Raw genomic sequence first — 12,606 nt, forward strand, 5'->3', positions numbered from 1 at the left:
TCGCTTAGGACGGCACGTCGAAGTAATGGATGCTGAACAAGTTTCGGTCGTCCAGCCAACATCCCTGCACCTGGAATCCCGCTGTTCGGGCCAACGTTTGAAACTCGTGTACGGTGTATTTGTAGGAATTTTCCGTGTGCACCGATTCGCCCTCGGCGAAACTCAGAATTTCTCCAGCCAAGCGAACATTTTGGGCGCAGCGACTGATGAGGTGCATCTCGATCCGGCTCTCCCCGGCGTTGTAGAAAGCGTAATGATAGAACCGGTTCGGATCGAAGTCGGCATCCAACTCCGCATTGAGGCGGTGTAACACGTTCAGGTTGAATTCCCGGGTCAGACCTTGTGCGTCGTTGTAGGCCCGGTGCAGCACCGCTGGATCTTTCTTGAGATCGACACCGATCAGCAGGCCGCCGTCCCGCCCGACGAGCCGTGCGACCATTCGAAGAAAAGCCAGCGCATCACGCGGTTCGAAGTTGCCAATAGTCGATCCCGGAAAAAACACGACTTTTTTCGATCCGATCGATACCGGCGCTGCCTCGAAAGACTCGAAACCCGCGGTATAGTCCATGCACACGGCATGCACGTGCAACCATTGGTATGCGGTTCCTAGCGCCTCTACCGAGCGTTTGAGATGATCCTTGGAAATGTCGATCGGCATGTAGACAGCGGGACGCAGAGTTTCCAGCAGGATCTGGACTTTTTGGCTGTTGCCGCTGCCCGGTTCGATGAGAACGCAGTTCTGGCCGATGGTTTCCGCGATCGCCGCGGCGGAATCGTGGAGAATGCCGGTTTCCGTGCGGGTCGGGTAGTACTCCGGCGTTTCGCAGATCGCTTCGAACAGCTCGCTGCCGCGCTTATCGTAGAACAGTTTCGGCGGTAGTCGCTTTTTCGGGCTGCGAAGTCCTTTCAGCACCTCGTCGAGGATGTCCGTCGGCGCCGGCTCTCGGTCGGTGAATCGGATGCGTCCAGCGGTCACGAGGCGTCCTCCGCCAGGCGAATGCCGGTAAATTGCCAGCGGTCCGGCGGATAGAAGAAGTTCCGATAGGTGGCGCGGATGTGCGACTTCGGTGTCGCGCACGATCCGCCACGAAGCACCATCTGATTGCACATGAACTTGCCGTTGTATTCGCCGATCGCGCCCGCCAGCGGTTTGAATCCGGGGTAGGGTGCGTAGGAACTCTGGGTCCACTCCCAGACGTCCCCGAACATCTGCGCGATACGGTGTTCTACCGGTTGCGAGATCGCGACGGGGTGATAACGGCCCGATTCGCGGAAATTCCCCTGGATTGCGCAATCGGCGGCCGCGCATTCCCATTCGGCTTCAGTCGGCAGACGCTTGCCCCGAAAACGCGCATAAGCGTCCGCTTCGTAATAACTGACATGGCAAACGGGTTCGTTTTCGTCAAGGGGGCGCATACCCGACAACGTCATCAGCCACCATTTGCCGTCGATGTACTCCCAATAAAGCGGTGCCTGCCATCCTCGCTGTTTTAACGCGGCCCAGCCGTCCGACAGCCATAAATCTGCCCGCCGATACCCGCCGGCTTCGATGAACTCCAGGAATTCGCCGTTGGTGACGAGGCGCGAGGCAAGCCGATAATCCCGAAGATAGACTTTGTGCCGCGGCGTTTCGTTGTCATAGGCGAAGCCCGAGCCGCTATGACCGATCTCCTTGAGTCCGCCGTCGTAGTCCAACCACTCCAATGCCGGCGCCGAGCGCGTTTTCGGGTGCTTGACGGTGCTGTACGCAGGGCGCAGCGGATTGATGCCGAAGTTGTATTTGATGTCGGTGAGGAGGAGTTCCTGGTGCTGCTGCTCATGATTCAGGCCCAAGGCCAGACGAGCGGCGATCTCGTCTTGCTGCGAAGCTGGCGGCGCGCTTAGGAGTTCCGTCACGGCCTCGTCGACGTGAGCCCGGTACCGGTAGATCTCGTCCACGGTAGGCCGCGTCAGCAAGCCCCGCTGGGGCCGGGGAAAGAATGCCCCTACCGTTTCGTAATAGGAATTGAATAAATAGCCATATCGTTCGTGGAAGAGTCGATAGGACTTCAGATAAGGGATCAACAGGAAGGTTTCGAAAAACCAGGTGGTATGAGCCAGATGCCATTTCGGCGGACTGACCTCGGGCATGGCCTGGACGACATAGTCCTCGATGGCCAACGGAGCACACAAGGTTTCGCTGTCGCTGCGAACGGCCCGATAGGCACCGATTAAGGTGGTTAAATCTTCTCCGAGAGCGAAGCGAGCGGAAAGGTCGGTTTGAATCATGTTTTGCCTCCCGGGTGCCAGGAGGCATTCTAAGACGTACAGCCGGTTATGGCTAATCGTAGTCTTACTACTGGAGGGTATGCGCGGCGAAGCGCGTTGGATTGACCTGAAAGCACTCCAACCTGCCTTTATACCTGGACTAAGAAATATCGGCCAGGTCAATCTGGGACAGGGACGCCCCGGCGCGGCGGCAAGCCGCGTGACCCTAGGCCAGGTATCTTCAGGCTGGGCAGTGGCCCGTAAACACCGGAGAGGTATTTACGGGCCCGATTAGAAAGGCAGCCTGAATCACAATTGTTCGCGAAATCCCGTCCACCATTCGCCATCCGCCCGCGTTAGGAACGCTTGACCGGCATGGACGGCGGCGGCCAGCTCGCTCCGGCGAGCGTTCAACAGGGCCAGTGTGGACGCTCGATAATAGCCGTGGCACCGGTTGCAGTAGAGCGGCTGGATAAGCCAGGGCTCCAGCCGGCCCATGACCGCGCCTGCGCCGCGACGTTCGGCGTCGGCGAAAAGGTACTCGAGTACGTGGGTTTCGTGATTTTCGCTTGCGGCAATCTGCATCACCTCGGCAACGCGGTGAGGCGAAAGATAATAAAGGTACCAGCCTACCAGCTTGCCGCCCTCGGTGCGGATCTGCCGCCCAATCAGCGATCCGCGCGAGACGACGCGCGACATCTCGTCCAAAAGCCAAGCTAGATAGGTTTCGTCGTAATCGGGGCGAAGACGCCAGCGTGTCGAAAGTTGAGGCCAAGCCGAAGCCATCGCTTTCGGAGCGAGATCTTCCTCAATTAGACGTACTGGGGGCCGTGCCGAACGTGGCCGCCTTTTTTTTACTAGAGCCCCTAACGCGCGGTCGAGGAGTATCGACAGCGGTTGGCAGATGGTCATGAGCTTCCGGAAACCGGGATACTTCCGGGCGATGTATTCGCTGGCAAATGTCGCGGGCCGGAGCAGGTGTATCCAGCCTAGGCAGTGCACGTGTACGGTTTGTCCACCGAGCCGCTCCCATAGGAAACGCCCCTGCTCGTTCGCGCCATCGGTAATCGATAGGTCCTGGGGACCGTTAAGGAAGTGCCGAAGCAGAAATACTCCGGCGCCTTTGGCCCGAGCTTCCGGCAGGGTGGCGAACGGTCCGCTGCAGGCCATCCGCATCGGCCGGCCGTCGAACGTCATGCGCTGTACACTCACTCTCAGAAAGCCGGCAACTCGACCCTCGGCATCTTCGTAGACCAGCGATGGTATTTCGGGATCGTAGCCGGGCGTTTCCAGACACAAACGGCGAATGTAATCGGCGAGTCGGCCCGGTTCGGTGGGGCAATCGGTACGGAAGACCTGTTGAAGCACCGCCGCCGCAGCGTCGACGTCATCGGGCGTGAGCGGGCGAATGCCCTGGCGGCGGAGCGTTCTGACGCGTGCCAGCTCAAGCGACATCGACGAGATTTCGCTGGCTTTCGATATAAGCGGCGATTCGGTTCACCGAGCGAAACTTTTCCAGGTTCAGATCCAAATCGTCGAGCGATACCGAGATACCGAACTCCCGCTCCAATTGAGCGATCAGATTGACGAGCAGCAGAGAATCGAGCAGTCCGCTATCCACGAGATCGGCATCGGGTTCGGAGATTTCGATATTGAGACGATCGAAAAGGATTCGAGTGACTGTTTGGGTCAGCGGTTGGATGCTTTGAGGCATGCTGTACTCCGGTGTTCATGGGCCAATAAATCGAATAACAGGCGATCCAGATATCGATCGCCCAACCGATGGCAGCAACGCCGGCGTCCGATCGGTCTGAATCCGACCTTTTCCAAAACCCGAATGGACGCGACATTGATCTCCACGGCCCAGGCGGTAATCGCTTGCAGTCCCAAGCGGCCGAAGCCGTGGTCCAGGAGTTCGAGTACCGCCCGAGTGGTGTGGCCGCGAGCCAAATAGGTCTTGTCGCCGAGGACGTACCAGAGCGTGGCGGTCTTGAACCAAGGCGAGATGTCGCTCAACCCGACCAGACCGATGGGCCGCGCATTCTCTCGAGGAGCGAAAAGGCGCAAATAGTGGGTGTCCCGCTGGGCCATCACTTTCAGTAAGAGCGGCGTCAGGATCTGTGTGTCGCCGCCGAAATCGAGCCAACGGTAGTTTTCCTCGGCGGCGAGCCATTCGGCGGCGGTTGTCAGCCAATCGTCGTCAAGTTTCCGCAGAAGTGTCATGCCGAAACAGATTCCGCAAGAGAGGTCGGTCGATCTTTCCGTTGGCGTTCTTCGGGAGTCGCTCCATCGCCAGCCAACGCGTCGGCAAGGCGTAGCTGGGTAGCAGCCGGGATGCCTGTCGCCGCAAGTAGGGCGGTGACACGCTCTGACCCTGGCGCGGCACATAGGCGCAGCAGATGGTGTTGCCCTCGAAGCCGTCGGTGGGCAAGGCCACCACGGCGCATTCTTCGAGGCATTCGAGCGAATGGAAGGCCGCTTCGACTTCTCCGAGATCGATACGGTAGCCGCGGCTCTTGATCTGGGTGTCGGCGCGTCCGACGAAGTAAATGAGGCCGTCCTCGCCACGTCTCGCGAGATCGCCGGTCTTGTAAATGCGATCTTTGGGGTTGGATGCGCCAGGATAGGGTAGAAAGGCCGCCGCTGTTTTCTCAGGATCTTTCCAGTAGCCGGGACTCAGGCCCGCCCCGCGGATATATAGATCGCCGATCTCGCCGGGTGGGACTTCGTTCAGATGGGCGTCCAGGACCAGCAGCTCTTCGCCGGCGCAGGCGGTGCCGATCGGAATGGGGGTCAAAGCGTCCCGTGGACATTCGGGCACGGTGTAGTAACTGCTCGCGATCGTTGCCTCGGTCGGTCCGTAAAGATTGGTGAAACGGACATGGGGCAGTCGCTGCATGAAATGGATCAGGGTAGGCGTAGGCAAGACCTCGCCGCACCAGAGCATCCGCTTGAGCGTAGGGAAGTCGTTCTGCATCACGACGTCGTGCTTGGCCATGAAGTTCAATACCGAAGGCACCGAGAACCACTGGGTCAATCCATTCGAGCGAATGAACTCGGCGAGCCCGTGCGGTAACAAGTTGAGCTGCGGCGGGACCATGTGCAGTTCGGCGCCCGCGGAGAGCGTGCCGTAAACGTCGAACGTAGAGAGATCGAAATGCAGGGCTGTATGCCCCGAGATCCGGTCGCCGGGTTCGAGCCTGAAATAGTTCCGTGCCCATTCTACGAAGGCGATCACGTTACGGTGAGTGATGGGCACTCCCTTGGGGACGCCGGTAGACCCGGAGGTGAACAGAATGTGGGCGATATCGTCCGCGGTGTTTTCGTACTCAGGCGGATCCGAGGGATAGGTATCTACCTCACTCATATCGAAACAACTGGCGAATAGCCGACCCTCCAGTCGGCATCGCTCGATCGAGCCGATCTTCAAGGAGTGCTCGCCGATCTCCTTCAGGATGTCATCCAGAAGCATGACCGTGTCGGCCGAGACCAGCGCACCCCAAGGCTCGGAGATCCGGATCATTGGGGCCAGGCGTGCGGGAGGACTGGCCAGGTCGACCGGGATGTAGGCCGCATCCGCCTTGATCACCCCGAGCATGGCGACTATGGCTGCGGGCGACTTGGGTATTAACAGGCAGATGCGGTCGCCGCGGCGGCAGCCGGCTTCGCGCAATCGCCAAGCCAATTGCGAACTGGTTGTTTCAAGCTCTCCATAGGTTAGGGAGGAACGCCCAAGAGTCACGGCGACGGCGTTAGGGCGCAGTTCGGCCTGTCGCGACGCGTAATCTTGCAGCAGCTTAGGCACAGCGCTTACCCTGCCAAAGCTTCCCGAAAAACGACTGCGGTATGCTCCAGTTCCTCCTCACTGGGGGGAATATCGAGGATGAACGTGCGATAGCCGAGTCCGATATAGCCGGCGATTTCCCGGGCCACGCGTTCGTAGCTTCCTACTAGGTAAGGGCAAAACGTTCGGTAATTGTGAAAAGGCCCGAGCCAATAAGGATGATCGTAGTCCACGGCGGGGCTATGCGACGAAAGTTGTTTGTGCCATTCTGAATCGGACACTTTCATGGCCAGTTGGTGGGCCAGTTGTCCTTCGCGGGTTTCGGGAAAACGCTCGAGGGCAACCCGCCAGGCCTCCTCGGCCGAGTGGCGCGCCACGATGCCCACGCGAACGCCGCAGGGTACCCCCGCGCCTTTTTCTACGCCGCGCTCTTCATTCGGAGGCAAGGGATACTTGATCGCAGTGGCGTCTATGGCCCGAGCCGCCGCCATGCCAGCGTCCGAGGAGCCCGATATCAGGATGCCCGGCTGCAGCGAAGGCGGCAGCTGCGGAGACATCTTGAGATTGTGGATATGGTAAAACTTTCCTTCGAAGCTCACGCCCGACGGACTTTTCAGCAATTTCCGGATGATGAGCGTGTACTCGGTCGTACGGGCATAGCGTTCGTCATGAGGCGTATCGTCGCCTAAAGCCACCAAGTCATTGCGAAAGCCGCCGGCCAGCATGTTCAAATAGATGCGTCGCCCATAGAGAAAGCCCAGCGTCGCAACTTTCTTTGCAGCCGTGTAAGGGTGCATGTAAATCGGCTGGACGGCGACCAGAGGAGAAAGCGTGGCGGTGTGTTCCAGGATCAATTGGCTCACCAGCCACGGGTCGGCCAGAGAATTGTCGGTGTACACCAGAATACCGCGACATCCGATGCGCTCGCTCCAGCGCGCTACCTCCACGACGCGCTGCCGGTAGGTCTTCGGATCACCGGCGGTGGATTGAGGACAGGTCGAAAAAACATCTATCGCATCGAGACCGATGCGAGTTTTTCCATAGAAATCAGCAGGTGCGCTGGTACTTTGAAGCTGCGACATAAGGCCTTCCTTGGACTTGTCGTTTCGGATCGTTGGTTAAAGTCCGCCCGGTACGCACGGGGCGGCTATAGTTGTTATCGGCCGGGCAATCAGATCGACCGAATTACGCGCTTTCTCGATTCGGTATCCATGAATCTCGGAAAGAGCATTCGAATCGTTGCCCAAGCGGCATATTCATATAAACGCCTGACGGTCCGATTCGCCCATTCGTACGTTTACCTATGTTCCGGGACATGACCGAAAACCGGGATGGCGGGCACGCGTTCGACACCCTGTATGTCTCGCGGAGAATCGACACCCTCCACATTACGGTAAGCGGACCCGGCGACACCCGTGCGTACCGGTTTGTTTGGGACGGGCTGATCCAGGAGTCGTTTCCGATGGGCATCCGCCTGGTACTGACTGTCGACGATATCCGCGGTCGGACCGTTCCGGACAGCGTACTCGTCATCCCGCTGAACGTCCGTAAAATCATCGGCACCGCGAACGCAGGGACCCCGACGATGCGGGGAATTACCGGTTTCAGGTCATCAACGGCTCAAAACACCAAACGGTCACCATGCCCCCAACGGGATGGTAACCTCGATATCCAAGTAAATCACGTATGCGAACGATCACGGTTATTTCATCGGTCACCTTGGATGGGATCATACAAGGCATGGGCGCACCGCAGGAGGATCACAGCGGCGGCTTCCGCTTCGGCGGCTGGACCAGGCCATACGGCGACGCGGTCAGTGCGGCCTTGGTCAGGGAAAAATTGGACCAGTCCTCCGACTACTTGTTGGGCCGCCATACCTTCGAGATCTGGGAACCTTATTGGCCGCATCATGCGGACTACTGGCCCAACATCAATACCGGCCAAAAATATGTGCTGTCAAATACGCGCCGGCAATCCGATTGGGCGAACACTACGTTCATCCGTACCGTGGATGACATCCGCAGCCTGAAAGCATCGGATGGGCCGACGCTACAGGTCTGGGGCAGCGGCAAACTGGTGCAGTTGCTGCTGCGGCACGACCTGGTGGACGAATTGCACCTCCAGGTTTTCCCGCTACTGCTGGGTCAGGGCAAAAAGTTGTTCGATGATCAGTCCTCGCCCACGGCGTTCGAATTGATCGACAGCCAGGTAACCACGACGGGCGTTATCGCCAGCCACTACCGGCGGATCGGTAATGTGGAGGCGAACCCTGAACCGGCCGGTAAGCGCCGGTAGCGCCCGCGTGGTTAGGCCTGTGCAGCGTGTTGGCGCAGCTTCCACGCCAGCGCCGCATAACTCAGCAGGCTGAACACTGCGGTCAAGACTCCCGACAGCAGGATCGGTCTGACGCTATCGGACGACGTACCGCTCTGCATCAGTAGGGTCCGATAGCCGCTCAGGAAATGCGCCGGCGGAAGGATGTCTGCTGCCCGGGAACGGCCTCGGGCATCTGGCTCAACGGCCGGGTATGGCCGCTCAGCACCAAGCATGGCGTCGCCACGACCGTCAGGATTTCGGTGGCCTTCAACTGGTTGGGCACCAGAATGCCGGCGAGTATGCCCAGGAACGATGCCGAAGCCACGAACAGCCCTGCAGCCCCCAATTGCCACGGCGTCCCCCGCTGACGTCAATCGCTAGGCGACGGTTCGGTTTTGCGCACCGTGCGAGACATCGGATTCACGGTTTTCAATCGATCCGCGAGATAACGCTGCATGAATCGCCCAGCCAGCGGCAGAAGGGCGGCGCCAAAAGATGCGTGGCCCAAACGAATTCTACGCCACGCGTTTTGCACGGCCGTCACGTCGCCTTGTTGTCTTATCCGATCTAGGTAAAGCAGGATCGCGTCCCGCGCGCGGGCGGAGTGGCCACATGCGAGATTGTCGATGGTTTGGTGGAGTTGAACGATCGTGGGGTCGATGCCGTGATGGCCAAGAATATCCGCGGCCTCCATGTAGCCGGCGCCGAGGCCGCTAAGCTCGATGGCCAGATTAAGACCCAAGAGCTCCGGGAAATAGCGATCCTTTAGCAGCCCGATAGCGAGCATGTAAACCGGGAATTCAAAGGCAGCGTCAATAAACCTCGCATCGCGGGCGAAATCCTCGGTTTCGAACTCAGGGGTCGTCAAGCTCAAGCTTTGGAGCAGTCGCCGATAGACGTTGGCGTGATTCCGTTCGGGGTTGCCGTTTCCCACTTCGTCAGCATAGATCTGTAGTAAATGCCGTTCCACCTCCCCGAGGTTCTCGGAAGCCGTCGGAACAGCGGCCAGCCAGCACCCGTCCACCAGGATGGAAGGTGCGAGTTGTAGAGCCGCCCAGACGCAAAAATCCCGACCGACTCGGGGATTGCCGTTTGAAGGGCGATAACGCCCCGCTTCCCGGCAGTAAAGGCCCTCTACCCACTGGGTAAAGGCTATCGGATCGTAATGGCGTAAGGTACGCGGAGGCGGTTTCAACCGTTCCAACCAGCGGCTGCGCCTAAGAATGCGTTCCACGGCTATCGTGGCCTCTGGCGGGCAATCTTCGGCGGACTCCGCATTGAGTAGGGCGGTGAAAAGCTTGCGATAGTCGACGGTAGTCCGAGAGATATTTTTTTCCGAGCGACCGTTCGAGTTAGGCCGGTGTAAATTGGCGACGCGATCGCTGACGGGTGGGTGGACCGCTCCATTCGCGCGGAGCGATTCGACCTCGGCGCTAGGGTTTTCGATCCAGCCGAGACACACCTGCCTTTCTTCCGCGGTGAACACGCCGAACATCGGGCCGCCGAAGTCCATGGCGCGGATCAGCCGGCTGGCCGCCGGACACCGGAGGTCTGTGTAGGGCGAGTTTCTTAGCGCTTCGAGCAGGGGAACGGGATCGTCCTCGGCTTGCGCGAGCCACCGGTCGAGGCTTTGCCCTTGCAGCATGACCCGGTGATGGTAGCCCACGGCGTACGGGCGCTTGGTCCTAATGATATCGGCCATGATCTCGGTGGCCGTCGGGTGCCGGGCCCGGACGGCTGCGACACCGGCTAGAAGCGATTCAAGCGAGTGGCGGTAGAGAAGCCATCCGGCGCCGATCCGTTCAGGATCGCACCGTTCCCTGAGACAGGACGCCAGCGCGGCCGAGGCCATCGGGCGTACGTCTTTCGCAAATCGCTCCCGTGCAGACATCCAAGCCGTTGCATCCTCTCTCGCCAGCGAAGCCCACCAGGCCGGATCCAAGAAGCAATGAGCGAGGGTATAGCCCAGCAGTTCGGGAAAAAAGGTACGGGGCCTGTGCATCAGGCCGAGCTGGAGGCAGGGCATGTGCAGGGCGAAATTGGGAATACGGCGGTCGTTGAAAAAAGTTGGGCTGTAAAGAGGCGGGAGACTTATGCCCGAACAGGTCAGCAAATTCCGAAAATGCAGGGGCAAGGCCGGTGAATCGTCCTCCAGGCCGACAATCCGGCAGTAAATCGCGAACAAATGGCCGTGCGCGGACAAATGTCCCGTGGCCGGTTGGGAGACGCGCGCCAGCCACACACCTTCAAGCAGCAGGGCGGGACTGAGCGCGAGGAGCAGGGTTCGCCGCTCGCCCCGATCGGCAAGGTCGGGTGTTCCTACCGGCTGCCAAGCCTCGAGCCGGACTTCAGGAGGGCCTCGTTGTTTCCGAGCCTCGCCGAGGGCCGCTTTCACGAAATCCTCGGCGGCTTGCAAGGTCTCTCGACCAGGAGAACCGTTCAGCAGCACCTGGCAAAGAGAACGAATGTCGGACGGCGTGCTCATTATTGGATGCCGGGTTTGGTAAATAAATGATCGCCGATGACCAGGGCGTCGAGACCGGAGGTGAGGAACACGCTGGCGGCGTCTTCCACGCTATGCACGATGGGCTTGCCCATGACGTTGAAGCTGGTGTTGAGCAGCACCGGGACGCCCGACCGCCGGTGAAATTCGGACAGCAAGGCATGAAAACGCGGGTTCCAATCCTCTTTGAGTGTCTGCAAGCGTCCGGTACCGTCGACATGGACCACGGCGGGCACTCGGTCGCGCACGGCTGGCTTGAAGCGCAGGGTACGGTCCATGTAGGGACTCTCCTGGTAGTTCGCGAAGAAATCCAGACCGTACTCGTGCAGAATGACCGGAGCGTAGGGTCGGAAACGTTCGCGGAATTTCACCTCGCGGTTGATGCGCTCGCCCATATCCTTCGGCCGGGGATCGGCCAGGATGGAACGGTTGCCCAACGCACGTGGGCCGAATTCGGCGCGGCCTTGAATCCAGCCCAGGATTCTTCCCCGGGCGAGAAGATCGGCGGCAGCGGAGATCACGGCTTCGCCCGGCAAGTGTCGAACCGGCAGTTGTGCGTATCGGGCCAAGCGTTCGACCGCCTCAGGCTTGATGCGACTTCCAAGATAGGGCGAAAGGCAGCGGGGTTCTATCCTGCGTTCCGGATGGTCTTCGTGAAAGGCGAGTAGCGCCGCGCCGAGAGCGGTACCATCATCGGCGGGTGCCGGCGGTACATAAAGCGACCGGAACGGCGTATGGGTCAACAGTTGCCCGTTGCAGACTGAATTCAACGCGCACCCGCCGGCGAAAGCCAGATGATCGGATGGGACGGCCTCATGGAGATTGGCGATCAGCTGGTTGACGGTTTCGGTGAAAAAATGCTGCCCGGTATGGGCGAGGTCGGCGGCGGTCTCGGGTGCATCATCCTTCGATCGCTTACGGGTCATTAGACGGTCGAGATATTCGAAAAATCGATCATAATCCGGAACCACTCGCAAGCCTTCGACCCGCATCGAGCTGCGCAGCCAGCTCAAAATTTCCTCGTCGATCCGCCCGTAAGAAGCGAGCCCCATGACTTTCCATTCCTCTCCGCCAATCCAGTCAAAGCCGCAGAGTTCGGTGAGCTTCATATAGTAAAATCCGAGGCTCAGCGGGCCATGCGCTTCGAAGAGCGGTTTCAGGGCCCCGTTGCGGTAGGTGAAGAACGCCATCGAGCCCTCCTCGCCGTAGGAATCAATGACCGCGCAGACGGCCTCGTCGAACGGGCTGCCATAACAGGCCAGCGCGGCATGGGTCAGGTGATGGTCGTAATGTCGGAAGCGGACGGACGCCCCAGGGAAATCATGTCCCAGTGTCCGCGCCAGGTTGATTCCGATCCGCCTCATAGCATGGTGCTGGCACGCCAACATATGATGGATCTGATACATTTCTAACCAGGTGGTTAGTCGACGGCCTTTGCCGCGCAAGATGCCCCGGGGTGACAGCCAACCGAGGCGCTTCGCAAGCCGCTCGTAGATCGGCCGGGATTTGCGCCAGTTGCAAGCGATAACGAACTCATCGGCATCAGCGCAGTACTCGCGCAATAGCTTCGGAATAAGGTATAGGTTGTCCGGCTCGCAGTTCAGGGCGCGCTTGTATTGAAGAGGACGCTCGGTTGCCTCGGCGAACAGGATCTCGCCCTTATCGTTCAGGATGGACAGCGCCGGGTCGTGATAGGTTACACAGAGGCCGACATAATACGTTCGGGAGTCGTGTTTCTTCATCGTCGATTCCGAAA

Annotated in this window: 12 protein-coding genes; 1 reads left to right on the forward strand and 11 read right to left on the reverse strand. The window is 59.5% G+C overall.

Features of this window, described 5'->3' with window-relative positions; translation table 11 throughout:
- Positions 1–4 precede the first annotated feature (4 nt).
- The 7 genes from egtD to QEN43_RS00855 all read right to left on the reverse strand — a co-directional run bounded on the left by egtD (position 5) and on the right by QEN43_RS00855 (position 7,113).
- Complete coding sequence (gene egtD / locus QEN43_RS00825; RefSeq protein WP_036268870.1) at positions 5–976, reverse strand: L-histidine N(alpha)-methyltransferase; 972 nt, start codon at positions 974–976, stop codon at positions 5–7.
- Entirely contained in the window at positions 973–2,268 is a 1,296-nt protein-coding gene (egtB, locus tag QEN43_RS00830; protein WP_317963614.1) for an ergothioneine biosynthesis protein EgtB, read from the reverse strand. Before egtB ends, egtD begins: the two co-directional genes overlap by 4 nt.
- 288 nt (positions 2,269–2,556) lie before the next feature.
- Positions 2,557–3,702, reverse strand: coding sequence for a GNAT family N-acetyltransferase (locus QEN43_RS00835; RefSeq protein ID WP_026610426.1), 1,146 nt, complete (start codon positions 3,700–3,702; stop codon positions 2,557–2,559).
- Positions 3,692–3,961 (reverse strand): phosphopantetheine-binding protein, encoded by a 270-nt coding sequence (locus tag QEN43_RS00840; RefSeq protein ID WP_036268872.1) that lies wholly within the window; start codon positions 3,959–3,961, stop codon positions 3,692–3,694. Before QEN43_RS00840 ends, QEN43_RS00835 begins: the two co-directional genes overlap by 11 nt.
- Complete coding sequence (locus tag QEN43_RS00845) at positions 3,937–4,470, reverse strand: GNAT family N-acetyltransferase (protein WP_317963615.1); 534 nt, start codon at positions 4,468–4,470, stop codon at positions 3,937–3,939. The genes QEN43_RS00840 and QEN43_RS00845 overlap by 25 nt, the downstream gene beginning before the upstream one ends.
- Positions 4,448–6,052, reverse strand: a complete 1,605-nt coding sequence (locus QEN43_RS00850; protein WP_317963616.1) for an amino acid adenylation domain-containing protein — start codon at positions 6,050–6,052, stop codon at positions 4,448–4,450. Before QEN43_RS00850 ends, QEN43_RS00845 begins: the two co-directional genes overlap by 23 nt.
- 5 nt (positions 6,053–6,057) lie before the next feature.
- Positions 6,058–7,113: an LLM class flavin-dependent oxidoreductase gene (locus tag QEN43_RS00855; protein WP_084162063.1), complete on the reverse strand. Its 1,056-nt coding sequence runs from the start codon at positions 7,111–7,113 to the stop codon at positions 6,058–6,060.
- 604 nt (positions 7,114–7,717) lie between these two features.
- On the opposite strand from QEN43_RS00855, the gene QEN43_RS00860 reads away from it, so the two are divergent.
- Entirely contained in the window at positions 7,718–8,326 is a 609-nt protein-coding gene (locus QEN43_RS00860) for a dihydrofolate reductase family protein (protein WP_026610429.1), read from the forward strand.
- An 11-nt stretch (positions 8,327–8,337) separates the two neighbouring features.
- Here QEN43_RS00860 and QEN43_RS00865 read toward each other — a convergent pair whose 3' ends face one another.
- From QEN43_RS00865 to QEN43_RS00880, 4 genes are read right to left on the reverse strand one after another with little or no spacing between them, the layout of a single operon-like run.
- On the reverse strand, positions 8,338–8,466 hold the full coding sequence (locus QEN43_RS00865) for a hypothetical protein (RefSeq protein ID WP_268870491.1): 129 nt from the start codon (positions 8,464–8,466) through the stop codon (positions 8,338–8,340).
- Between the two features lie 20 nt (positions 8,467–8,486).
- Positions 8,487–8,693, reverse strand: a complete 207-nt coding sequence (locus QEN43_RS00870; protein WP_026610430.1) for an ABC transporter permease — start codon at positions 8,691–8,693, stop codon at positions 8,487–8,489.
- 24 nt (positions 8,694–8,717) lie between these two features.
- Entirely contained in the window at positions 8,718–10,832 is a 2,115-nt protein-coding gene (locus tag QEN43_RS00875) for an iron-containing redox enzyme family protein (protein ID WP_317963617.1), read from the reverse strand.
- A complete protein-coding gene (locus QEN43_RS00880; protein WP_026610431.1) occupies positions 10,832–12,592 on the reverse strand; it encodes a carbamoyltransferase family protein in 1,761 nt (586 codons plus the stop codon). The genes QEN43_RS00875 and QEN43_RS00880 overlap by 1 nt, the downstream gene beginning before the upstream one ends.
- Positions 12,593–12,606: the final 14 nt, after the last annotated feature.

The sequence above is a fragment of the Methylocaldum szegediense genome (assembly GCF_949769195.1).
Classification (GTDB): domain Bacteria; phylum Pseudomonadota; class Gammaproteobacteria; order Methylococcales; family Methylococcaceae; genus Methylocaldum; species Methylocaldum szegediense.

Bases quoted from the DNA above. Each gene is read 5' to 3' on its own strand.
- QEN43_RS00880 (WP_026610431.1), bottom strand. From the start codon at position 12,592: ATGAAGAAACACGACTCCCGAACGTATTATGTCGGCCTCTGTGTAACC.
- QEN43_RS00865 (WP_268870491.1), bottom strand. From the start codon at position 8,466: ATGCAGAGCGGTACGTCGTCCGATAGCGTCAGACCGATCCTGCTGTCG.
- QEN43_RS00835 (WP_026610426.1), bottom strand. From the start codon at position 3,702: ATGTCGCTTGAGCTGGCACGCGTCAGAACGCTCCGCCGCCAGGGCATT.
- QEN43_RS00875 (WP_317963617.1), bottom strand. From the start codon at position 10,832: ATGAGCACGCCGTCCGACATTCGTTCTCTTTGCCAGGTGCTGCTGAAC.
- egtB (WP_317963614.1), bottom strand. From the start codon at position 2,268: ATGATTCAAACCGACCTTTCCGCTCGCTTCGCTCTCGGAGAAGATTTA.
- QEN43_RS00840 (WP_036268872.1), bottom strand. From the start codon at position 3,961: ATGCCTCAAAGCATCCAACCGCTGACCCAAACAGTCACTCGAATCCTT.
- QEN43_RS00845 (WP_317963615.1), bottom strand. From the start codon at position 4,470: ATGACACTTCTGCGGAAACTTGACGACGATTGGCTGACAACCGCCGCC.
- QEN43_RS00860 (WP_026610429.1), top strand. From the start codon at position 7,718: ATGCGAACGATCACGGTTATTTCATCGGTCACCTTGGATGGGATCATA.
- QEN43_RS00855 (WP_084162063.1), bottom strand. From the start codon at position 7,113: ATGTCGCAGCTTCAAAGTACCAGCGCACCTGCTGATTTCTATGGAAAA.